Here is a 23,959-nt window from a genome sequence, read left to right as displayed (position 1 = left end):
CCTCTAGCTGAAGAACGAACTTACGCGCTAAATCGTTGTTGGAGAGCGAGGAGGGAGAACTTCGTTACAACCAAATTCTTACAACTCAAATAGTCATCGTTCAAAGGCCAAAATCCTATATCGAGAGTCTTAAGTTCTTCCCGTTTCTGTCAACGCTTTGAGATGAGTCAGTCACAACGCTGTCAAATGAGACTCATACAGTAATAACACTGGACGTTTTTACAACCTGCCATGTTCCCTTTTCCTGTCGCGGTTCTCGTTGTTGGGTTCGTCGTCGCTTCTGGGTTTGCAACAATCCGCTATTTGTTTCCGCAGGGTGCCGAAAGAAAGGAAGCAGAGGTGAGAGATGAGATGAGTGTTGGGAGACCGGAGCGATCGCACTCAATCCGCTAAGGTGACGTAAATTGAATTCAGTTTTTTTGCTTTGTGGATTGGCACCTCAACTCCTTAATTTTGGGGAACCTTCAGGCAAAGTTTTTGGTGCGTGATGCCAAAACAGGGCAAAAGTATGGGCAATAGACGATTGATGTTCAGTTGTCCAGTTTTCTCCCTCTTCCCGCCATATGAAAGGTTCTCCCATTTGGTTGTCCAGCATTCATCTCCAAGCGGCTTACTTACTGGGACGATCGCTTGCGGTAGTGCTGATTTGTGATGGGTTGGGGAGTTGATTTAATTGACGATTGCAGTAGGAATTTTTGCGATCGCAAGGTCAAAAGGTCAAGGTTTTGCTATTGCCTACCGACAGTTTTGTTGATGGTGTAGTGGGGTAAATCGTTCGGCAAAGTTGGGATAGCGCTGTTTGACCCAGTTGGGGAGTGCGGTGTGCGGATGCTCAATGAGTTGGCGCTTGAGAAGTTCTGTAATATCGTCTAACTCGTTGACTAAATCAAAGACAAAAATGTCAAAGGGCATTCGATCGTAAGTATTAAAATCTAGTTCTAAAAAGTGTTCGATATCTAAATCTTTGCCAACCCCTAATACAAAAATTTTGATCATTTTATGGTGTTCGATCTGAGTACAAGCTTTAGCAATACAGTCAATAAACTGAGTTTCGTCATTAAATAAACCATCAGTATAAATGAGAAAAAAAGCACCTCGATCGTTTCTTTTTCCTTCTGCTACCCAGGTGTCTAAGCAGGTTTGAAGTGTGGGACTAATGACAGTATTATTTCGAGGGGGATTTTGGGTAAACAGGGTTTGAATCTGTCCAGCATCAGTGACGATCGTTGGAGTGGCGGGGGCTTGATTACGATTAAAAAAGTAGACTGAGATACGATCGCAAATCTTTTGGGCTGTTCTGCGACAGGGTTTGTTTTGAGCCGAAAGAATGGCAAATACGTGGCCTTCGATAATCTCTTGTAAATAGCTGTAGCGTGTTTGATTTCCGGTATCTGCGTCTTTTCGCACCATTGAGCCACTTTGATCAATCAGAATAAAAACATCGCGATCGTAGATCGTTTCAAATTTGCCTTCTTTAACTGATTTTGTGACCGATTCAGATGAATTAATTAGTGAGGGAAACTGTAGCAAATTGTTCGATCGAACCTCTGATTGAGTGTGTGGCTCTTCTTCTGAAGAAGTTGCTGTGTCTGAAACTTGCATTACTAATTCAGGTTTATAGCGAGCAAACAGCGCAATCAAATCAGGACGTTTTGAAAATCTTTCTCCGCTTTGGTTAGCTAATTCAAAAACCTCGCAAATTTTCTCAATATGCTTTCTAACGGTCGCTTCTACAATGTGTAATGACTGAGCGATCGCCCGATTGCTTTCCCCAGCCAAAACCTTGATCAAAACCTGTCGCTGTCGAGATGAGAGGCGATTAAATCGGTCAATTAACTTTTGCTGATTCATACGATAGATTCCTGATTATTGATATCAATTCAGCAGTTAGCTGCGCTAATTAATGAAATAGACTTCGCTCAATTTATGCCATTGTTTTATCACTATTGTGTAGTCAGATCATACACATTTGTGAGTTCTATTTTAAGCTGAAATTGAGGCTACACACACAAGTAGCCTGACGAATTGCTGTGAGTATTTCTACACAAAGCTTAAATTCTTAACTAAGTTGAATTAATTTAAATTTATGAGCGATGATTCAGCCGATCGCCAAACGCTTTGTTTTGTCGATCGCCCCATTACCCGTGATCAAAGTTCAAGAGTTGTTTGACAATTTCAGTTCTCCTTGCAGGGGCACTTCTCACTTGCCCAGAGGAATAAAGAACCTTGAAACCCTCTCCTACTTGGGAGGATCAAACAATCTCTCAAAGCCCATCACTGTAACAAGCTGACTGTCATTGCAGTTGTTCCTTCTCACAAAAATGATATGACCTCTCAAACAGTTTCTTCTGTGTCATCTCCTCTATGGCACCACCTTTCTGCATCTCAGGTGACTCAAACCTTGGGTAGCAATTTACAAACAGGATTAACCATTCAAGAAGTTTTAGATCGGCAAAAAAAGCATGGTGCAAATGAGTTAACAGGCAAAAAATCAAAGCCAGGTTGGTTGAAGTTTATTCTGCAATTTAATCAGCCTTTAATTATTATTTTGGTCGGTGCAGGGATTATCAAAGCCCTGATTGGTGAATGGTTAAATGCCAGCGTCATTTGGGGAGTTACGACAACCAACGCCACTATTAGTTTTTTGCAAGAAGCCAAGGCCGAAGGAGCGATCGCCGCGCTTGCCGAGTCCATGAGTACCGAAGCGACTGTAATTCGCGAGGGCAAAAAGCTCAGAATTTCTTCAAAAGAATTGGTGCCCGGAGATCTGGTGCTGTTGACATCGGGCGATAAGGTGCCAGCCGATTTACGACTGATCAAAGTGCGGGATTTGCAAATCGATGAATCAGCCCTGACCGGGGAATCAGTGGCGATCGAAAAAGAAGCCGAAAACACTGGAGAACCGCCGATTTTAGAACCCGAAACGCCCCTCGCAGAACGCGGCAACATGGCTTACGCTGGCGGATTTGTCACGTTTGGGCAGGGCACTGGATTGGTCACGGCGATCGGCAATGAGACTGAAACGGGCAAAATTTCCCAACTCCTAGAACAGCGAGTCGATCTAACCACGCCATTGACGCGCAAGTTCAATCAATTTAGCCAAAACTGGTTGTTTTTTGTGTTGGGGATGGCGACCCTTACTTTTGCGGTTGGTCTGGGGCAGCGCAGTTTTAGTGATGCGATCGAGGCCGCCGTTGCTTTAGTCGTTGGGGCGATTCCTGAAGGGTTGCCTGCGGTGATCACGGTGACGCTGGCGGTGGGGGTTTCTCGCATGGCAAAACGACACGCCATTATTCGCAAATTGCCTGCGGTCGAAACGTTGGGCGGCGCGACGGTGATCTGTTCTGACAAAACGGGGACGCTGACCGAAAATCAGATGACAGTGCAGGAAATCTATGTGGGCGGCGAGTCTTATACAGTCACAGGCGGCGGTTATAGTCCTGATGGCGAAATTTTGCTAGAAGAACGATCGCTGCCTCAAATTCCACCCGTCTTGCAGGAATGTTTGGTCGCAGGGGTCGTGTGTAATGATTCTCACCTAGAACATGAGGCGGCTCGCTGGATGGTGGTGGGCGATCCAACTGAGGGGGCGCTCTTGACATCGGGGAGCAAAGCGGGATTGGATCAAGCAAATTTGCTGCGATCGCTCCCTCGTCTCGATTCCATTCCTTTTGAGTCTCAGTTTCAATACATGGCTACGCTACATCAGGGTAAAGGCGAAAATTTGCTCTATGTCAAAGGCTCTGTTGAGTCGATGCTGTCGCGCTGTCAAGTGGCGCTCAATGCAGAAGGACAGACCGTTGCCCTCGATCGCACCCTGATCGAGCAGCAAGTAGACGCGATGGCAAAACAAGGATTGCGGGTGCTGGCCTTCGCCAAGAAACAAGTGAGCGATCGCCAAACCACCGTTGACCATTCTGACCTCGAAACCGGGCTGGTCTTTTTGGGACTGCAAGGCATGATCGATCCGCCTCGACCAGAAGCGATCGCCGCCGTTCACGCCTGCCAGTCTGCCGGAATTCAGGTGAAGATGATCACCGGGGATCATATCGGGACGGCAACCGCGATCGCCCGTCGTATGGGCTTTCGCAAAGATCGCAAAGTTAAGGCGTTTACCGGGGCTGCTCTAGCTGAGATGAATCCGTCAGAGTTGGCCAACGCCGTCGAAGAAGGGGTCGTCTTTGCGCGAGTCGCTCCAGAACAAAAGCTGCGATTGGTAGAGGCGTTGCAGTCTAGAGGCGAAGTGGTGGCAATGACGGGAGATGGAGTCAACGATGCACCCGCTCTCAAACAAGCCGACATTGGAATCGCGATGGGCAGCGGCACCGAAGTCTCTAAAGAAGCGGCGGATATGCTGCTTACAGACGATAACTTTGCGTCGATCGCGGCGGCCGTCGAGGAAGGGCGATCGGTCTACAAAAACTTGATCAAAGCTATTTGCTTCATTCTTCCGGTCAATGGGGGCGAGTCGATGACCATTTTGATCAGCACATTGTTGGGTCGCGAATTGCCTATTTTGTCGCTACAAATTCTCTGGCTTAATATGCTCAACTCAATCACGATGACGGTGCCACTCTCCTTTGAGCCAAAGTCGGCTGGCGTGATGAAACAGGCACCCCGCCCCGTTAACGAACCCTTTCTCACCACCAATCGGATTAAGCGCATTCTCGCCGTGTCGCTCTACAATTGGACGCTGATCTTTGGCATCTTTGAATGGGTACGTCAGGCTCCCTGGGGCAGTATCGAACTTGCTCGGACAATGGCGATTCAAGCATTAGTCATGGGGCGCATCTTTTACCTCTTAAGTATTAGTCAACTAATCCCTTCTCTGCTGGCTAAATGGAGCGGTGCTAAAGAAAAAGTTAGTGGTGCCCCAGCGCTTGCGGTTGGGATTGGTCTAGCGATTATTCTGCAAATTATCTTTAGCAACTCTACCTTTATCAATCAAATTTTCAAGACGGCTCCGATGTCTTTAGATCAGTGGCTGGTTTGTTTTGGAGCCAGTTTGCCGATGATTGCGATCGCCTACTATGTCAATCGATTTGATCCACCCAATTAAAGGCCAATTAAAGGGATGAGGGAGAACTTCGTTTAAAGGGATGAGGGATGAGGGATGAGGGATGAGGGATGAGGGATGGCATCAATTGATTTTGAGCATCCAACATTCCTCATTTCGTTTCTGGATCAGTCCCCACTAGATAATTGAAACGTTTGGAGAATTGTGCGTCTCTCAGGTAAAGTTTTGAGTATTAAATTGAGGAAATATTGAGAAATCAAAACTGATACCTCACAAATCCAAGTGATCGCACCCAATTCCGAAGAATTTCGATCGCTCTCTGTCCTCTCCAAAAACTCTGTGATATCGTTCCAAGAACCCATAAGACAACGGGGAGGAGGCACCTTGAGCTACTTCCAAGATGCAAAAGCGCACTTCATTCAATCTCATCAAAATCCGATCAATCAGGCGCTCCATCATCTGACCAATGTTCTGGCGATCGCCGCTGTGATCTATCTGTTTTACGACTGGCGAGTTACCGTTTTCTGTCTCGTGTTGACTCAGATATTTGCCCTCGGTGGACACGCTTTTTTTGAGAAAAATGAACCCGCTTTTGTCAAATATCCCGGCATTACGATTTTGGCTTCTCTTTCCTGGTCATTCGAGCATTGGTTCGGAATTCGTCAACTCTGGCAACATTTTCGCCACAAAGTTTCAGCCTAAAAGCTAACAGCTATCCGCTAAAATATTCACGCCACGGAGACTCTAATGTACGAAGGTTTACTGGTCATTGATGCTGATGCCCACAAGCTAGAAAATCCCCTCGTGATTCGGGATTATATTGAGCCAGAATATCGCGATCGTGTTGGCTTAATTGTTGATAATCTGGGCGACCAAAGAATGCGCGTCGTAGACTTTAATCCTGCGACCGGAGAAAACGATCTCGTTCGGCTGTTTCCCCAACCTCAAGGATTAGGGAAAGGCGGCTTTCGCAATCTCCATCCCGAAACGACCCTTGGCGCAATGTTTAATCAAACGCGCATCCAACACATGGACGAAGAAGGCGTTGACATTCATGTGATCTTTGGAACGTGGAATCTCAGCTTTGGCAGCTATCTCGATAAGGATATGGCGATCGCCCTCTGTCGCGCCTACAACAACTACATGGCTGAAGACTGTCGCGGATATGGTGGACGACTGAAGCCGATCGGCGTTCTTCCCATTCAAGACGTAGCCGAATCGGTCAAAGAAATGCACCGTTGCGTCAATGAGTTGGGCATGGTCGGCGTGATGGTGCCCCCTAATCTGGCGATCCCGCATCCCAAAGCGCCCGATGCTTTCCCAGAGATCCGCACTTGTAAAACGATGAGTCACCCTGATTTTGCCCCGATTCTGCAAGCGGCGGTTGACCTCGATATCGCGCTGAGTATTCATGGCGGGCCGGGTTCCTACATGGTCGGCGGCATTTCTGACCACACCGATACGTTTGTGTTGAGCCACGTTTTTGTGCAGCGTAACCAGCAGCAGTTAGCGTTAGCCAGAATGGTTTTTGACGGAGCCTTTGAGCGCTTTCCGACTTTGAGAGTAGGCTTCCTTGAAGGCGGCTGTGGCTGGCTCCCGGATCTGGCTCACTCCTTCCACGAGCATTGGGAAAAGCGGATTCGGGACTTTGACCCCACCCAACCCTATCGCCCTTCGCTGATGGAATTCACCAAACTGATGATTCAGGAGCGCGGGGTTCACAACAACAGCAACATCATCAGTCAGGCCAAAAACCTGTTTGACCTGATGTGGAACAAGCAGCACGATCCCACCAAGATCACCGACTCCAGCCTCTACGAACACTACGATTTGCGCCACCGCGACCCGCTGGAATACTTCTCACGCGGACAGATCTTTACCTCCTTTGAGTCTGACGATCCCGCGCCCGCCTATCTTCCTGCCGCGATGGGTGAAGTCGGCAAACACCTGGCCTGCTTCTCTGGCGACTACGGTCACTGGGATGGCGTTCTCAAAGATTGCGTCAAGTCAGTGGCTGAAACTGCTGAGTATGATCGCGATCACCTCGCCCTGCTCTTCTCTGGTAACGCGCTGGATCTATATGGCGATCGCCTGCGTCAGTCTCTCCCCGAAAACCTCACGAGTGCAGCCCTGGTAACGGCAAGTTAGGGATGAAGGAGGAGGGAGGGCTTTGCCCCGCGTTCGCGAGGAGAGATGAAAAAGGCTGAGATCTTGCGTCTTGTGATCAGGAACGCAGAAAATACATCCTTCGTCCTGAATAAACTAGAGAGAGATGCAGGAAGAAGGAAACCCCCTTGCCCTTCATCCCTCCTCCCTCCTCCCTCATCCCTCTCCTTATGGCTTCGATCGCTCGCAAAAATCTCTTTGAAGACATTCCTCGATTCATGGTTGCCCAGGCGGGCATTATGTTCGCGGTGAGTCTGGTGACGATTCAACTTGGTGTTCTCAAAGGCTTTACCCGCTCAACCGCTCTCTTGATTGATCACTCCAGCGCTGATCTGTGGGTCGCCTCCAAAGAAATGGTGCATCTGGAACTAACTTCTGCGATCGTGGCCGAGCAAGTGGTACGGGCGCAAAAAGTTCCGGGGGTCGATCGGGCAGAGGCGCTGATGATTCGCTCTAGCATCTGGCGCAACAGTGCAGGGCAAATCACCCCCATTAGAATTTTTGGCTTTAATCCTAATAGTCGTCTGTTTGCGGGATGGAACGTCTCCCAGGGCAATCTGAAGGATCTCAACCAGCCCTACACCGTTATGGTCGATCAGGGCAGTTTGCGAAATGCCGGACTTCAGAAGCTAGGAGATCAAGGTAAGATAGGGCCGCTTCCGGCGCGATTGGTGGGCATGTCATCAAATACGCAGTCAAATGCGTCCAGCGTGTTTATCTTCACTTCATTAGAAAACGCCAACGCTTACTCCACTGCGGGACTCAACACTTCAGTCAACTGCACTCGCGATCCCGAAGGCAGTCTCGCCTGCACCAACGCTTTTGAGAATGCGCCTCTCAATGCCACGCCTGTCACGCCACCCACCCCCAGAAACCTCAACGTGGCTGACCCCATCTCTTATGTCCTGATTCGAGCCAAATCGGGCGAAAACTTATCTCAGCTAAGACAACGCCTCGAAGCCACCTTACCCAACACGCGCGTCTACACCCAGGCCGAAATCGCCAGCCAAACTCGCGAATATTGGACAGAACGCACGGGTGTCGGATTTATTCTCGGACTAGGGGCGACGGTTGGCTTTATTGTCGGCATGGTGATTGTTGGTCAGATCCTCTACTCCTCCGTCTCCGACCACCTGCGCGAGTTTGGAACACTCAAAGCAATGGGCGCGTCAAATTGGGTAATCTACAGCGTCATTCTCGAACAAGCGCTGTGGATGGCGGTTTTGGGGTATCTGCCCAGTATGGCACTCTGTCTCGGACTGGGCGCTTGGACGCAAGCCGCAAAAGGCATTATGATTCTCATCACTCCAGCGACTGCCGGGGGCGTTTTTGTCCTCACGATCGTCATGTGTGTCGGGTCGGCCCTGTTTGCAGTTCAAAAAGTGACCCGTGTTGACCCAGCGATCGTCTTCAAGGCGTGATAATGGATTGTAATGATCCGTAATATTTATCAAAGTTACTGGGTTCAATCTTGAAGTTCAATTGTTACCCCGAAGGAAATCTGGGCGCAATCTGTAGACTAGATCATAAGGTTGATTTTGATCCTCATCTGGATTTGAGTCAACCTACGATGAACTTACTCTGAGACCAACGCTTCCCAACGACTCCCCACACACCGCCGTCTAACCGATCACCTATCAAACTTTTTAAAGAATGACTGCTACCCAAATTGATCTACTGCAACGTGCCGGGAGTCAGGCAACCTCTACCCTCACACCCCGCAAAGGCAAGATTGAGGTGACGACGGTTTCGCCCGGAAGCTGTGACGCAATTTCTTCAGAAGCCTGTACGGCGATCGCGGCACGGGGCGTAGAAATGGTCTACCGATCGGGGAGGGAGCAGTTTCAGGCACTCAAGGGTGTGGATCTGGATGTAAAATTTGGCGATGTCCAACTTTTGATGGGGCCATCTGGGTCTGGTAAAACGACGCTTCTTTCAATTTTGGCTGGCATTCTCACACCGACTCAAGGCAGTGTACGCCTGTTGGGAGAAGAAATCACTCGTCTGTCTAGCGCCAAGCTGGCCCAATTTCGCCTCGAAAATATTGGTTTTATTTTTCAAGGCTTCAACTTGTTTCCCGCTTTGACTGCTTTAGAAAACATAGAAGTCGCCCTCAAGCTCAAGGGAATCCGGGGAGCCACAGCCCGTAAGCAAGCGCTGGATCTGCTCGAACAGGTTGGTCTCGTCGATAAAGCCAAGCAACACCCTCAAGATCTCTCAGGAGGGCAAAAACAACGAGTCGCGATCGCCCGCGCCCTAGCGGGAAATCCTCAACTAATCATGGCCGACGAACCAACTGCCGCCCTCGATTCTCACAACGGTCATGCGGTGATTGACTTACTTCGCAACCTGGCTAAAGAAAAAAGCCGGACTGTTCTAATCGTCACCCACGATCCCCGCATCATTGATGTAGCTGACAGCGTAGCCTACCTAGAAGATGGCGTTTTGCAAGCAAGATAGACGGGATGGGGCAGCACGATCGTCCCCACTTGTAGAAAACAATTGCCCCACTCAGACGATCCATTCAACAGTCTTCCTTTAGAACGACTCCTATATTGACCCCATAGAGGGAGAGCAAAACCAAGCTTGACCCATACTATAAGAAATATAACGAGTTGTTGTTAAAGGACTAAAAAAATGCAAAGCAAAGAAACCCGCGCCACCACTGATTTGCCCCCTATCGCAACTGAGTACAACGGTGTCGATCGCAACGCTTTCCTGTTTGGCTTTAATCCTCAAGCAGAAATCTGGAACGGTCGGTTTGCAATGATTGGTTTTCTCGCATATCTGCTGTGGGACTTGGCTGGCTACAGCGTCCTGCGTGATGTGTTGCACTTTGTCAGCTACACCGCCAAGTAGTATTGAGAACGCTGCACGCCAGGGTAATTTTTTCTGAAAGTGGCAGATTTATTCCTGGGCTGGTTATGACTTTATAGATTTCAAAACGCATAGCTGGTTTTAGGGGGACGTGTACAAGAGATACGCCCCCTATTATTGTGGGATTGTTTTTGTTCACAAATCCTTTGAAATGGAACGATCGTAAGCCCAAGGATCTTGAACAAAATTATTATCGACGTAATCTCTTGGTTTACTAGATCTTCCCAGAAGGAAGATTGAATGAGAGTTTGGTTTTTAGCGCAGAAGTGGCTCTTTCTGCCAAGACACGATGGGCCGCGGTAGTCGGGTGAATGCCATCCCAAAAGAGAAACCGATCGGGCTGAAGACAAGAACCGTCTAAACAAGCACTCGTGACATTTGTAAAACCAAACTTAGCTGGATTCTCGATCGCCTCCCGGTACAGCGCGTAAGCATCCATTTGAATCAGCGTTGTATCAGGCTGCAATTTTTGACTCAACTGATTTAGCCTGTCAGACAACCCTGAATTGTGGGTTTTAGTAAGAGCACTCAAGGCCCCAGCATTCGCATTGTTGCGTGTCGCTGGAAGCTGCCCCAAGTCCGGTAAATTGGCTACCAGAATTTTCTTTGCCCCCTTGTTGGCGATCGCTGTAATCGCTTGAGACAGATTTTCTAGCACGATCGTTGGGTTGGTTGCCCCATAGAGATAGTCGTTTGCGCCTGCCCAAACCACATACAGCCCGGTTGGATCTAATTTTTGGTTGGCTTTGACAAAGTTTTGAATTTGTCCTCCCAGTCCTGGAATGCCGTTGAGACTGCTGGTTCCCGTGGTTGCTCCACCGCAGGCAAAATTGGTATTGCGATCGGGAGTCAGCGCCAATTGAGCGGCGAGGTGCTCGACCCAGACCTGACCATTTGAGTAGCGCCCTTCAAAATAGGGAGGATTGGGCGGATATTGCCCCCCTGTCGCCCGAAACACTACCCCCACGTCAGAGAGGCTGTCGCCAAACACATACAGTTGATTGATTTTGTCAGAAGACTTGTGCATTGAAGTTGTTGCAAACACCATGATAAAAGCCAGGAACGAAAGTCCCGCCGCGAAGATCAGTTTTTTCACACGCGATCGCAAATTGGGGCAGCAGACTTGGAAAAATTTTGGATGAATACAGAATTGAGGATCGATCCAGCGTTCTGTAATATCACTTTACTTAGGCTAACGGACTGAAGCGCGATCGTGCGTCGGTAAACCCGCCTCCTCTAGTCCCGATTTCCGAAGCGCAAAGGCCAACAGACTTTCAGGTTCACCCCTGTCAACTTACACGTTGGCTGATTGGATGATCCCTAACTTTTGGTAGATGCTCTTTCAAAACAAACGGCGTTAGTCTCCAAGGGCGGCAAACAGAGACGCTACTGTAACGATCTATTAAGCCCTTTCAATCATTTACCCTCTTGTCTAGAGCGGTTTTGAGGTTGATTCACCCCAAGGTATTCTAGACAAATCTGCAAGCTGATAGATTTGAGAACCGCTTTACCTGCCTACCATCACTACTGTTGAGGAGATAGCTATGAATTCAAAAAATACTCAGATTCTTGCTGGCATTATCGGAGTTGCTGGTGTCAGCGCTCTACTGAGTTTGCCGTCGTTTGCTTTGCGCCAACCTTCCAATAACGGGGCCGCTCAAAGTCAAGTCGGTCAGTCTCAACTCCTCCAATCTCAAGCGACCCCAGGCAGCGCAACTCCGGGTAGTGCAACCCCAGGTAGTGCAACCCCAGGTAGTGCAACCCCAGGTAGTGCGACTCCAGGCGGCACAAGTGGGACGGATACAACGACTCCTGGCACTACGGATACAACGACTCCTGGTACAGGCACCACAGACACAACAACTCCTGGTACAGGCACTACGGATACAACGACTCCTGGTACAGGCACCACAGACACGACAACTCCTGGAGCAGGCCCTACGGATACAACAACTCCTGGAGCAGGCACCACCACAACGCCCGATAGCACCATCACTCCTGGCGGGACAACGGATACGACGACAACCCCCAGCACGGACGGTTCGACTGACACCACGCCTAACACGGGCACCTCAACCACTCCAAGTACCACAAATGGAGGCGCGTCAGGTGGCGTTCGGGCCCTTTGGTAGGAAGTTAAGCGATCGCTTCCGGTCGTGTTAACAGCCGTCGATTTTGCAGAATGGTGAACAAAAGATAATCATCAGATTCATCATTCTGCATTCTCAGGGTGGAGTAGAATTTTTTGAAAAGCTAATTCTGATCTCTTTGGGAAGAAGATGGGAAAATTTTTGTGGCAGCGATCTCTTCGAGTTACTTGCAGGGAGTCGCTTCGATTACTCGCACTGAGTTGCCTTTTGCAAACTGCGGTTTCATGTCAGCCAAGAGTCAATTCTGAAAGTGTACCGCCGCCTTCACAACCTATCTCGACTCCCAGCCCTCAAAAGTCTGAAGCACCCGCTGAGACGGCAAACGAACCCATTCGTCTGGTAATTTCTCTAAATCGGCGTGAGGTGGGCGTTTATTCGGGCAAAAAGCGGCTCAAAACTTATCCGATCGCGATTGGGCGTGAGGGTTGGGAGACTCCGACGGGTCAGTTTCAAGTCAAGCAGATGATGCAGAGTCCGACTTGGATTAATCCGATGAATGGCAAAGTGGTGCCAACGGGTGACCCAAACAATCCTTTAGGAAATTATTGGATTGGCTTTTGGACAGATGGCACCAACTGGATTGGCTTTCACGGAACGCCTGACACAAAATCCGTGGGCAAGGCTGCGTCTCATGGCTGCATTCGGATGTACGCCCGCGATGTGGAAGATTTGTACTATCAAGTAGGTTTGGGTACGCCTGTATCTGTGGTCAATTAGTCAGTTGTGGAGTTACTTCAGGTTTTCTCGATGTTGGCATTTCTGCCCCAAGCTCTTACTTTGCGAGGCTTGAAGTAAGATTTTCAGTTGAAAGTTCTTGGGTTGATCTAAATTCGATAAAATCCCTACTTGTAATCGAAGTAAAGCGGTTTCTTAAATTCACGTTAATCAGATGAGGAACGCTGCGTTTTTGAAACTGCGATCGTCATTGATCCCACAACCACAAATATGGCACCAATGACAGCAAGAACGCTAAGTTGATGAGGAAACTTTAGCCCTGGAAACAGCAGCGATAAGGTGAAGACCGAGACGATCGTAACAATCGGCGTTAAGGAGATCACAGCGCTGACTCGTGACGCATCCAGATGCTCTAATGCTTCTGCGAATGCCCCGTAAGCAACTAACGTGTTGAGACTGCAAAACAAAAGAATCGCCCACTGGAATGCGGTGAGGGTCAGAATTTTTTGAGGAACTGCGATCGGTGTAAACAACAATGCCGAACCTCCATAAATCACCAGCATGATGGCTGAAGAGGGAAGTCGCTGTAATAGCTGTTTTTGGGCCAGCGCATAGATAGCCCACAAGATTGAAGCGATTACTAGCAGCCCACCGCCCAGGATGTAGCGATCGACTTGACTCACCAAAACCCGCAACTGCTCCTGAAAAAACAGTGCCATTCCTGCACAAAGAACCGTCAATCCCAGCCATTGCCATAGGGTGTATCGCTCCTTAAAAATGACCAGAGCGCCCAGCCCCATCAACGTTGAAGAAAGCTGATTAAAAACGCCTCCCGTCGCTGGTGAAGTTCGGATTAAGCCCTGCAAAAATAGCAGATAATTGAGCGCGAGGAATCCAGTCGCGATCGCCAATAATTTCCACACCTGAACGGGTAGACTTCGTAGATTTGGCAACCGACGAACCGCCGTTAGATAAATCGCCAACAAGCTAAAGGAAACGACAAAGCGAAACCACGTAAGCGTGTAAGCATCCAACGACTGAAGGGCGATCGTGAGCGCGATGGGCAAAACACCCCAAAGAAGTGTCGTCGTCAGCGATAGCCCTAAACCAAGTTGCCAGCGTCCTGAACTGTGATGAAGGGGCATTAGAGGGTTTGGTGACAGTTTTTCCCTTCAGTACCATACCTTGCATTTCTTAAACCCGCTCTATACCTAATGTTAGGACTTGGTTAGGACTTGCCCAAAGAAACTTGAAGCCGTCTCAAAGCACACTTTTTCGGAATTTTCATAAAGTGAGTGTGAGGCAGAACAGCAGAAATTTTTCAACTAAGTAAAAACTTTGTGAACGAAGTTGACGATCGCCGAGCGATATACGCAAAATCACTTAAGTCGAGTTAAAAAAGTTCTATCTCCACGTAGCCACCCTCAAATAGGTCAGGGTTGCCAGCTCACCGCTTTATGACTGACCTGACACCTCGCTACTCTGGTTGATATCCATCACAGAAGCGGTTCGGATTGCCCTCCTAACGATTTTCGTATGATGACGGTTGACGATCAATCTGCCTCCTCCCCTACCCTTACACAGGTCATCGATCGCATCTTATCCACCGGATACATCACCAGTGCTGATCAAAATTACCTGCGGCGAGCAGTTTTGTCAGAAATACCACTGAGTCAAACAGAGCAAAGTCAAGTCAGACGGTTGACCCTCTGGGAATGGGTCTTGTCAGAGTCATAGAGTAAGCTTTTCAATCAGGTTGCATCACCTTCAACGTAAATAGAGACTTCGGTGTTGAATCATCCCTTAGTGATGGTTGGGTGCCGAGCATTTGGAGGTGTACTTTGGTCAATTTAAGCTGTAAAAATCGCGCCAGTGTCTCAGACACAGTTCCGTTAGACATTGACTCAACGGAGTCGGGAGGATGGTATTCCAAAGGCATTGTTTTGAGCGAGTTGGGCTGGCATGAAGCCGCGATCGACTGCCTTGACAAAGCGTTGGTAACCCATTCAGATAAATCGCACACCTGGAACTACCGAGGGTATGTGTTGGGCAAGTTGGGGCGCTATGAAGCTGCGATCGCCAGCTACGAACAAACTTTTACGCTCAAATCTGACGACCCCAAAGCCCGATACAACTGCGGACGTGCGCTAGTCAAACTGGGACGCTACGAATCTGCTCTCACTCACTTTAACAAAGCGATCGAACTCGCCCCCGACCGCCCAAAATTTTGGTATCAGCGCGGCAAAATTCTAGCTTTGCTCAACCGTCCCCAGGAGGCACTTGCCAGTTTAGAGCAAGCGATCGCCCTTCAGCCAGAGTTTCCCAAAGCATGGGGACATCGAGGTCGAATTTTGGGTCAACTTGGCGCGCATCGGCAGGCGATCGAGAGCATCGATTGGGCACTGCATCTCAACCCGCAAGCGATCAAACTCTGGAATATTCGCGCCTACAGTTTGTGGAAATTAGAACGCTTCTCTGATGCCCTGGAAAGCCTTGAGACCGCCATCAGCGCCAAACTTGATCATCCTCATACGTGGGGAATGCGAGGCGTTGTTTTAGGATCGCTGGGTCGGTTAGAAGAATCGCGATCGAGCTTTGAACGAGCACTTAAGCTTCAGCCTGACGACCCTTATCTGCTGTGTAACCTGGGCATTGTGCTGAGAAGACTGGGGCTATTGCAAACCGCGACTGAGTGCTTTGATCGAGCCGTTGTCGCCCATCCTCAAAACGTTAAAGCCTGGGTCATGCGCGGATTGGCGTTCTGGCAACTCGATCAAATTGAAGTAGCCCTCAAAAGTCTCGATCGGGCCTTGGTGCTCCAATCCAACCACGCCAAAATCTGGCAATATCGCGGCAACCTGTTGGACAGCGTGAGACGATATGAAGAAGCGATCGGCAGCTACATTCGCGCCTTGATGCTAGAACCTTACAATCAGCAAGGATGGCTTTCTCTGGGGCTGGCGCTCCAACACGCAGGTCACTACACTGAGGCGATCATCAGCTACGACAAAGCATTAGGAATCGTCCCCAACGACCCGATCGCGTTTTATCAAGAGGCTTGCTGTTACGCCTTGCAAAATAATTCGGATTGGGCACTAGAGCATCTAAGACGAGCCATTAGTTTAGCGCCTCGCTATCGAGAGATTGCTAGGGGCGATCGTAACCTGGACAGTCTGCGCCAAGACTCCCGATTTCAAACACTCCTCTCCCTCAGTTCCGCATCTGCGTCTAATACCAACTCTCTCTGACGTGAATTCGATGAAATCCTTCGCTGCCGTTACAAATCCGGGCAGCCCCCTAAATCTCCCACGAGTGAGGGACTTTGAACGAAGAATAGTATCTAATAGTCCCCCAGATTGGGTAGGGTTGATTTATTCTAGGGAGAGAAAAGCGAACAGCCGATTCCCTCATTAGTTGCTAAGAACCATCCAAATGAAAGAATCAGGGTTTTGGGTTTCCTTGATTTTCCCTTAATCAGAATGAATCAGCCCTACCCCAGATTGGGGGGTTGGGGGGCAGAAGCGCTGAAGACCGAAGCGAAAAACTCCCATCGAATTCACGGCTCTGTGAAGCGGCACAAAGAATCGGTCTAACGTCCAAGAATCTACATTTCACGCGCGATCGGCAGCGAAAATCGAAACGTACTCCCTTTACCTAATTCGCTGTCGGCAGTGATAGTGCCTTTTTGCAATTCAACTAAGCGGCGAGAGATGGCTAACCCAATCCCAGTGCCGCCAGATGAGCGATCGCGGGATCGATCCGATCGCCAAAATCGCTCAAACACATGGGGCAAATCTTCGGCTGAAATGCCTTGCCCGGTATCGACGACCGCAATCCAAATTTTGTCTGACTGACTCCAGGCCCGCAGAGTAACCCTGCCATCGGGCGTATAGCGCAACGCATTGCCAATCAGGTTGATGAGAATTTGTTCGACTCGTTCGGGGTCGGCGATCGCCATCGGTAAATTGGTCGGACAGTCCAATCGTAAGATCGTGCCCCCTTCTAACAGTTGGTCAGAAAATCTCAGGACGAGTGCCGCCATCAAAGGACGCAAATACAGCGGTTTTGCGTGGATAGGGAGGTAGCCTGCCTCAGCTTTAGACAGTTCTTGTAGGTCGTTGACGAGCCGATTGAGACGAGTGGTTTCTTTGGCGAGGCGTTGATAGATGTCCGGGGAAGCGTCGATCGTGCCGTCTGCCAGCCCTTCAAGGTAGCCTTCCAGAACGGTGAGCGGCGTTCTCAACTCGTGGGTCAGGTCACCCACCAAATCACGACGGCGTTGTTCGACTCCCTTCAACTCTTCTGCCATGTAGTTAAAGCTTTCTGCCAGCCGATTTAACTCTGGAATTTCATGGGGGGGCACTCGTTCTTCTAGATTGCCGGATGCAAATCGACGGGTGATATGTTCCATTTGGATCAGCGGTTTGACAATACGTTTTGAAACGAGATAGCTCAATCCTCCGGCTGTCGTCCCGCCGACAATCACTGACCAAAACGCCCCCCGACTCCACGCCGAATCAAACCCATCGACAAGCTGCCGCCGAAAATAGCGAACATCCAACCCCCGTTCTTGCAACTTTTCTAGATGCAGCACAAACAGCCAGGGCGAGTAAAACTTGCCGATCGCCAGTAGGGTGAACAGTCCCACAACCATGACGATCGTATGTGAAAGAAACAGTCTGGCTCGTAGTCCGAGTTTTGCCATACGGGAGGGATGAGGGATGAGGGATGAAGGTCTTTTAGGGAGAGCCGTTGAGAGCTAAATCCTCGAATTTGTAGCCGACCCCGATCACGGTTTTGACAAAGGTGGGATTGGCGGGATCGGGTTCGATTTTTTTTCGTAGGCGGGCAACGTGGGTATCGACAACGCGCTCATCTCCAAAAAAATTGTCGCCCCACAGCTTGTCGATTAGTTGCGTCCGATTCCACACGCGGCCGGGGTAGCTCATAAACGTGGACAGCAGATCAAATTCGAGGGTGGTCAGATCGAGGGGTTCTGATTGGTCGTTGAGGTGGCGGGTGGCCGATCGCTGATCCAAGTCAACCATAAAGCTGGCGGTGCGATAGTTTTGGGTTTGTCCGCCCTGACGCAGCGTTCTTCTGAGAAGCGCCCGGACGCGGGCCACCAACTCTTTGGGACTAAAGGGTTTGACCATATAGTCGTCTGCCCCAGTCGAAAGCCCAATGATGCGATCGAGTTCTTCGCCTCGTGCGGTCAACATTAGGATATAGGGATCTTTGCTGCCCGGTTTTTGCCGAATTCGAGCGCAAACTTCTAGACCGTCTAACGCAGGAATCATCAAATCGAGAATAATCAGATCGGGCTTTTGGTCTTGAAAGATCTGAAGGGCCGTCAGTCCATCGCGGCAGGTGCGACAAGAGAAGCCTTCTTTTTCGAGATAAAGCTGAATCAGTTGGGCGATTTCGGCTTCATCTTCAACAATCAGAATATCCATGCGGGTTATCAAAGGTCGGGTTATCAGGGGTAGAGATCGAGCAAGCTGTTTGAGATGACGGCTTCAGGCTGGCATTTGAGCCTCCTTCATACTGCCTTGCTAATGGGGATTCATCCAATTTAGAAAATAAGTTTGTCAAATCACAACAATAGCTGCTACATTAGATGAGTTGGAAATAACGCGGGGTAGAGCAGTCTGGTAGCTCGTCGGGCTCATAACCCGAAGGTCCATGGTTCAAATCCATGCCCCGCCACCAAATAAAACGAAAAGCCTTGGTTCTACAAAGTTCCAGGGCTTTTTGCTATCTTTTTGCTATCTATAATTACCCTGAACCCAGAGAAGCAATTCTTTCATCCCTCCTCGCGCAGCGGATTACCCCCAAAGGGGGAACAGATCATCGACGTTTTCCCTCATCCTCCTGAAGGGCCTGCGTGCCAGGTTTGGTTCAGGGGCGAAAGTTTGTTCTATCCTGGAAGTCAGTAGTCTGAAAGTGTGTCTGATATGACGGTTCAGTTGCAGCGATCGCTGATTTTAGGTGGTGTCGGTTTGGCTCTGTTGACCTGGTTGCTAGAAATCCTGAGTAGCGTGGGCGACTGGACACCTGCGATCGTGTTGGGCAGTGGAATTGCCTGGTTGTTTCTCAAGTTTCAGTCTAGTTTGACGACTGTTTCTAAAGCAGCAGTTCCCATGAATTTGACAACGGTAAAAACGGCCCTATCAGAAGCCGAAGGGGTGATCAATCAACTAGCCTCTGAAGTGCAGGATTTGACGATCGACGGTAGCGCCCAACAATTGTCAGAGTTGCGATCGCAGATTCATCAAATTGCGGCTGATTTGCATCGCGATCAGATTCGGTTGGCGGTAATGGGCGGTAAGTCGGTGGGCAAAACCACGCTGACCCAGCTATTAAAAGCGCACTGGGCGGCTAACCTTTCGCAACTGACGCTCGAAGACACACCGGAACTGTTTTCCGCAGAGGGCATCATTGCCGAACAGACTGCCTGGAAGCGGGCCCGATCGACTGACCTGATCTTATTCATCACCAATGGCGATTTAACAGCAACTGAGTTTCAGGCAATGCAAAAACTGGCAGCCGCTCACAAGCGCATCATTCTAGTTTTTAATAAACAAGATCAGTATTTGCCCGAAGAACAGCAGGCAATTTTGCATCAGCTCAGACAGCGATCGCAGGGAATGTTGAGTGATTTAGATGTAGTCGCGATCGCAACTTGCCCACAACCTGTCAAAGTCCGACGACACGAATCAGATGGCACGATTAATGAATGGCTTGAGCAGCGCGGATTTCAAATCGCACCTCTGGTCGATCGGCTTAACGAGATTCTATTACACGAAGGTCAACAGCTTGTATTAGCGAGTTCGCTTGGCAATGCAAAAGAGTTGAGAACTGAAGCCAAAAAAGCCTTGAATCAGGTACGGCGCGATCGGGCTTTACCTGTGATTGATCAGTCCCAATGGATAGTAGCGACGACCACGTTTGCGAATCCTTTTCCCGCATTGGATCTGCTGGCGACAGCGGCAATCAATGTGCAAATGGTGATGGATTTAGGCAGTTTATATCAACAAAAATTCTCCCTCTCTCAGGCAAAAACCGTGGCGAGTACAATGGCGGGCCTGATGATGAAATTGGGACTGGTGGAAGTTTCGACGCAGGCGATCGCCGCCATTCTCAAAACCAATATGGTGACTTATGTGGCGGGGGGCTTGATGCAAGGGGTGAGTGCGGCTTATCTGACTCGGCTGGCTGGCTTGACGCTGATTGAATACTTTGAGGGCGAAGCGGCGGGGGAACCTGTGAAGCGCGACCGACTCCAACAAATCCTAGAAACGGTCTTTCAGCAAAATCAGAGAATTTCATTCTTACAGATGTTTGTCAAACAGGCGGTCGATCGACTTAAACCTTCTACACCAACGCAACCTCCTGCCCCTGTACAACAATTTGATGCTTTACCCAAACCACAAGAAGAACCATTGCAATTGGGTGCCAAGTTAGTGAGTGAACCTGAGCAAGCAGAAAACATTCCTCTAGAGTTACCCGTTGCTCCGCTAGAGTTACCCGTTGCTGAAGAAGTTCTATTGTCTTAATTATGATGTTAGGTCGGAGGCCAAAGTGAATCTAGAACTAGAGCAGGCGCAAGCAGTTAAAGAGCAACGATTCCTCCTGTCTAATGTGACATGGGAGCAGTACGAAACGCTGCGATCGCTCCTTGATGAGAGTCATTCTGGCTTACACATGTTTTATTTGCAGGGAAATCTTGAACTATTTATGCCGTCTGATGAACATGAAGGGGTCAAAAAAACGCTTGCTCGATTGCTAGAGCTTTATGTATTAGAGGTCAATCTTCGAGTCTATGGTCTAGGGTCTACAACCTATCGTAAACAAGCAAAAGAACGAGGGCTAGAACCTGATGAATGTTACTGCATTGGTTCTATAAAGGAAGTTCCTGATATTGCGATCGAGGTGATCGTCACCAGTGGGTTGCTGAATAAACTAGAGATTTATCGTGGGCTAGAAGTGCCTGAAGTCTGGGTATGGCGCAAAGGTAACCTTGTGATTTACCGCTTGCGAGCGGATCAGTATGAGCAGATTTCTCAAAGTGAGTTTCTTCCAGAGTTAGATTTGGATCTGTTGGTACGATGTGCAATGATTCCTGATCAACACGATGGGGTGATGGCTTTTCGAGATGCATTGCGGAGTCAATAAGCTCTCTTGACAAAGCTTGTGCGATCGGGTGAATTCAAAGTGAGCGTCTGCCAATCGAATAGGACGGACTGCCAATCGAATAAGACGGACTGCCAATCGAATAGGACGGACTGCCAATCGAATAAGACGGACTGCCAATCGAATAAGCGCGGCTGACAATCGAATCGGACGGGCTGCCAATTGAGTTGGATACGCTCACAATCGAATGGGAGAGACTGAACATCAAATTAGCGTGTGATCCCTTAAATCCTTCTTTCGCCACAATATAAAAAGACACAGGTTAGTATGAGAAGCGACCCCTTGCGGGTATCTCAAGGAGATCGCCTTCGGTAGAAAACGCCGTGTCTGAAGAATCGCCCTCAGCAAAAACGTCGTCTGAGTCAAAGTCCCCCAATCGATCAGAGCAGGTTGCAGATATTATTCTCAAGGCGATCGTAGCGGGGGGTGGCGCGAATGCGCTGTGGTCGTTTTTTAGAGAGAGCGATCTGCCCAAGGCGATGATTTCGGCGGCTTTTGCGTTAGGGGCGGGGTATGTGGTGAAGCTGATGCAACCTGTCCACAAGCGGGCTGAAGAAGGGTTGGATCAGATGGGCAATGCAGCCGTCAAGAAAGGCGAAAGCGTTTTTAGTCAAGCGTCTGGATTTGAGAAAAAGTATCTTGAAGCGCTCAAAGCCTACTGCGACAAGTTAAAGATTGAAGGGGTGAAGGGCTACTTAAAGCCTTTGCCGTTAGAGAAAGTTTTTGTGCCCGTTCGATTAGATTCTGATCCAACAAGAGCGTTTCAGGTTGACCGCATCAAAAGCATTTGGGATCTGTTGCCAAACGTGGATCGTCTAGAAAGTCAGGTTTGTCGATTGGCGATCGTCGCTGATCCAGGATATGGCAAAACCACACTGACGCGATTTCTAACTCTCAACTATGCAAATGAATCGTATCGAGAACATCGTGCCCAAAGGCTGATTCCGGTGTTGTTGTTGCTGCGGTCAATTTACACTCAGATTCAGGATGAGCGATCGCCCACATTACCTGATTTGATCACCGATCAAGTTCGACGGTTGCCGCTGTGTGAGGAGTTGAAAGCGTCGAGTCAATGGTTCAAAGAGCAATTGCAGCAGGGGAAGTGTCTGATCATGCTGGATGGCTTGGATGAGGTGCCCGATGGACAGCGCGAGAAGGTGAGCCGATGGGCAAATTGGCAAATGCAAAACTACCCGACACCGTTGATTCTCACATCTCGATCGCATGGCTATGACAGCACATTGTTTGAGAATATGCAGCAAGTTGGCATCCGTGACTTTAATCGAGAACAAAAGTCGGATTTTATTCACAAGTGGTATCGCGCTCGTGAGGAAGACTATTGGCAACCTGCACTGGAGCGAAGTCAAACGCAAGTAGACTCGAAACGACTAGATCGCGATCAGGTCGAGGCGCAAACCGATTCAGATGCTCAAGAAAGTGCGATCGCGCTGATCAATCAACTCGCCCAAAACCCAGCGCTCAATGAGTTGGCTAACAATCCGCTTTTGGTGACGATCATTGCGATTACGCATCAGGTGTCGATCGCGCTTCCAACTCGTCGAGTCACGCTTTATCAAGAGATTTTCAAAACGCTGTTAGAGATTCGTCCCAACCGACGGGAAACTCAGCTAACCCTCAAATCTGCTGAAGACAATCAAGCGGTGCTGCAAATTTTGGCGGTAAATCTGACCCAGCAGAATGTGACGCAGTTTACCCCAACTCAAGCCGCGCAGTGGATTCAAGTCAAGTTGTCTGAGCTAGGGCCGGATGGGACGCTCACGACTAAGAAGTTTTTGCAAGAAATTCAAGACATTGCGGGGCTGTTGGCGGGTGGCGAAAGCAATCTCTATCAGTTCACGCACAAAACTTTTCAGGAGTATCTAGCTGCCGTCGAACTAAGCGAACAAAATCAGGAAGCAGTATTGATCGAGCAGTTTCACAACCCCGATTGGAAAGAAGTAATTTGCTTTTATGCAGCGTTGCAGGGTGCGACAAAATTCGTTGAGCTTGCTTTAGAGAGTCGCACTGAATATGCCTTAACTTTGGCACGACGAATGACAATCGAAGAAAACAGCAAAGTCGATGCGAAACTGCGAAACCAATTGTCTCAAGCACTCACAGCGGCAAACTTGACAGACGAACTTAAAGCAAAAGTACAATTGGAGCAACGATTTCACGAAGATTTGATCTCGATCGACCCAAAGACTACGATCACCGAACACTACATTACCTGGAGTGAATATCAACTATTTCTCACAGCACAAACCACCGGACAGTTTCATTCTCAAGCAGCGATCGTGCAAACTCCAGTAGGACAAGAAAATCAACCCGTAATGGATATCAGTTGGCAAGATGCGCGTTGGTTTTGTGCATGGTTATCAACACAGGTGCATCTGCAATCTAAACGTGTCGTGTATGACTATCGATTACCCACTGTTGAAGAATTGCAAGTATCGCCCGATCTCAACAGCTTCATCACTTACACTGACTCGCTCGACCGCTCCAGTAACGCCTTGCGAGTAGTGCGGACTGTGCTTCATGATCGATATCGATCGCTACAAAACTATCTCTCAAACGGACGCTGGCAGGAAGCCGATCAAGAAACATTTAATGTAATGCTGGAAGTTGCGGAGCAACAAGAAAAAGGACACCTGAATGAAGAAGACATGCAGAAGTTTCCCTGTGAAGACCTCCGCACTATTGATCAGTTGTGGGTGAAATTTAGTGGTGAACAATTTGGATTTAGTGTACAAAAGCAAATCTACGTTGAGACAAACAATCCATTAGACGGTCACTATCACGAGGAGAGTTGGAATAAATTCTGCAAGGGTATGTCAATAGTTTTGTGTCAAAGGTGAAAAGTTAGAGGGGAAATCGG

The 23,959-nt window shown here is 48.9% G+C and carries 19 protein-coding genes and 1 tRNA gene; 15 read left to right on the top strand and 5 right to left on the bottom strand.

What is annotated here, in order from left to right:
* Positions 1–231: 231 nt before the first annotated feature.
* On the top strand, positions 232–393 hold the full coding sequence (locus ACKFKH_RS14680; protein ID WP_446859060.1) for a hypothetical protein: 162 nt from the start codon (positions 232–234) through the stop codon (positions 391–393).
* Positions 394–735: 342 nt separating this feature from the next.
* On the opposite strand, the gene ACKFKH_RS14675 is transcribed toward ACKFKH_RS14680, so the two are convergent.
* Positions 736–1,851, bottom strand: coding sequence for a LuxR C-terminal-related transcriptional regulator (locus ACKFKH_RS14675; protein ID WP_446859059.1), 1,116 nt, complete (start codon positions 1,849–1,851; stop codon positions 736–738).
* Between the two features lie 475 nt (positions 1,852–2,326).
* Between ACKFKH_RS14675 and ACKFKH_RS14670 the strand changes: the two genes are divergently transcribed.
* From ACKFKH_RS14670 to ACKFKH_RS14645, 6 genes are all read left to right on the top strand, one after another.
* On the top strand, positions 2,327–5,059 hold the full coding sequence (locus ACKFKH_RS14670; RefSeq protein ID WP_446859058.1) for an HAD-IC family P-type ATPase: 2,733 nt from the start codon (positions 2,327–2,329) through the stop codon (positions 5,057–5,059).
* 342 nt (positions 5,060–5,401) lie between these two features.
* Positions 5,402–5,719, top strand: a complete 318-nt coding sequence (locus ACKFKH_RS14665; protein WP_446859057.1) for an Mpo1-like protein — start codon at positions 5,402–5,404, stop codon at positions 5,717–5,719.
* Positions 5,720–5,764: 45 nt separating this feature from the next.
* Positions 5,765–7,165, top strand: a complete 1,401-nt coding sequence (locus ACKFKH_RS14660) for an amidohydrolase family protein (RefSeq protein ID WP_446859056.1) — start codon at positions 5,765–5,767, stop codon at positions 7,163–7,165.
* A gap of 188 nt (positions 7,166–7,353) precedes the next feature.
* The gene (locus tag ACKFKH_RS14655; protein WP_446859055.1) at positions 7,354–8,604 is read left to right on the top strand and encodes an FtsX-like permease family protein; all 1,251 of its coding nucleotides are present in this window, start codon (positions 7,354–7,356) and stop codon (positions 8,602–8,604) included.
* A 232-nt stretch (positions 8,605–8,836) separates the two neighbouring features.
* Positions 8,837–9,643 (top strand): ABC transporter ATP-binding protein, encoded by an 807-nt coding sequence (locus ACKFKH_RS14650; RefSeq protein ID WP_446859054.1) that lies wholly within the window; start codon positions 8,837–8,839, stop codon positions 9,641–9,643.
* Positions 9,644–9,820: 177 nt separating this feature from the next.
* On the top strand, positions 9,821–10,042 hold the full coding sequence (locus ACKFKH_RS14645; protein ID WP_446859053.1) for a chlorophyll a/b-binding protein: 222 nt from the start codon (positions 9,821–9,823) through the stop codon (positions 10,040–10,042).
* Between the two features lie 232 nt (positions 10,043–10,274).
* On the opposite strand, the gene ACKFKH_RS14640 is transcribed toward ACKFKH_RS14645, so the two are convergent.
* Complete coding sequence (locus ACKFKH_RS14640; RefSeq protein ID WP_446859052.1) at positions 10,275–11,087, bottom strand: SGNH/GDSL hydrolase family protein; 813 nt, start codon at positions 11,085–11,087, stop codon at positions 10,275–10,277.
* Positions 11,088–11,604: 517 nt separating this feature from the next.
* Here ACKFKH_RS14640 and ACKFKH_RS14635 point away from each other — a divergent pair.
* Positions 11,605–12,192 carry a hypothetical protein gene (locus ACKFKH_RS14635; RefSeq protein ID WP_446859051.1) on the top strand — a complete coding sequence of 196 codons (588 nt, stop codon included), beginning with the start codon at positions 11,605–11,607 and terminating at the stop codon, positions 12,190–12,192.
* Positions 12,193–12,417: 225 nt separating this feature from the next.
* Positions 12,418–12,927, top strand: a complete 510-nt coding sequence (locus tag ACKFKH_RS14630) for a L,D-transpeptidase (protein ID WP_446859050.1) — start codon at positions 12,418–12,420, stop codon at positions 12,925–12,927.
* Positions 12,928–13,091: 164 nt separating this feature from the next.
* Here the strand turns inward: ACKFKH_RS14630 and ACKFKH_RS14625 are convergent, their stop codons facing one another.
* The gene (locus ACKFKH_RS14625) at positions 13,092–14,030 is read right to left on the bottom strand and encodes a DMT family transporter (RefSeq protein ID WP_446859049.1); all 939 of its coding nucleotides are present in this window, start codon (positions 14,028–14,030) and stop codon (positions 13,092–13,094) included.
* A 391-nt stretch (positions 14,031–14,421) separates the two neighbouring features.
* On the opposite strand from ACKFKH_RS14625, the gene ACKFKH_RS14620 reads away from it, so the two are divergent.
* Entirely contained in the window at positions 14,422–14,622 is a 201-nt protein-coding gene (locus ACKFKH_RS14620) for a hypothetical protein (RefSeq protein ID WP_446859048.1), read from the top strand.
* A gap of 104 nt (positions 14,623–14,726) precedes the next feature.
* Entirely contained in the window at positions 14,727–16,133 is a 1,407-nt protein-coding gene (locus ACKFKH_RS14615; RefSeq protein ID WP_446859047.1) for a tetratricopeptide repeat protein, read from the top strand.
* A 356-nt stretch (positions 16,134–16,489) separates the two neighbouring features.
* Here ACKFKH_RS14615 and ACKFKH_RS14610 read toward each other — a convergent pair whose 3' ends face one another.
* Both ACKFKH_RS14610 and ACKFKH_RS14605 read right to left on the bottom strand, forming a co-directional pair.
* Positions 16,490–17,590 (bottom strand): sensor histidine kinase, encoded by a 1,101-nt coding sequence (locus ACKFKH_RS14610; RefSeq protein WP_446859046.1) that lies wholly within the window; start codon positions 17,588–17,590, stop codon positions 16,490–16,492.
* A 34-nt stretch (positions 17,591–17,624) separates the two neighbouring features.
* Positions 17,625–18,341, bottom strand: coding sequence for a response regulator (locus ACKFKH_RS14605; protein WP_446859045.1), 717 nt, complete (start codon positions 18,339–18,341; stop codon positions 17,625–17,627).
* A 179-nt stretch (positions 18,342–18,520) separates the two neighbouring features.
* On the opposite strand from ACKFKH_RS14605, the gene ACKFKH_RS14600 reads away from it, so the two are divergent.
* The 4 genes from ACKFKH_RS14600 (at position 18,521) to ACKFKH_RS14585 (ending at position 23,939) form a co-directional block, all read left to right on the top strand.
* A tRNA-Met gene (locus ACKFKH_RS14600) sits at positions 18,521–18,597 on the top strand.
* Between the two features lie 245 nt (positions 18,598–18,842).
* Positions 18,843–20,444, top strand: a complete 1,602-nt coding sequence (locus ACKFKH_RS14595; RefSeq protein ID WP_446859044.1) for a slr1306 family protein — start codon at positions 18,843–18,845, stop codon at positions 20,442–20,444.
* A gap of 25 nt (positions 20,445–20,469) precedes the next feature.
* A complete protein-coding gene (locus tag ACKFKH_RS14590; protein WP_446859043.1) occupies positions 20,470–21,063 on the top strand; it encodes a Uma2 family endonuclease in 594 nt (197 codons plus the stop codon).
* Between the two features lie 341 nt (positions 21,064–21,404).
* A complete protein-coding gene (locus ACKFKH_RS14585) occupies positions 21,405–23,939 on the top strand; it encodes a GUN4 domain-containing protein (RefSeq protein ID WP_446859042.1) in 2,535 nt (844 codons plus the stop codon).
* Positions 23,940–23,959 lie beyond the last annotated feature (20 nt).

The organism is Phormidesmis sp. 146-20 (assembly GCF_052939475.1).
This window is presented reverse-complemented; position numbering and strand designations above follow the sequence as displayed.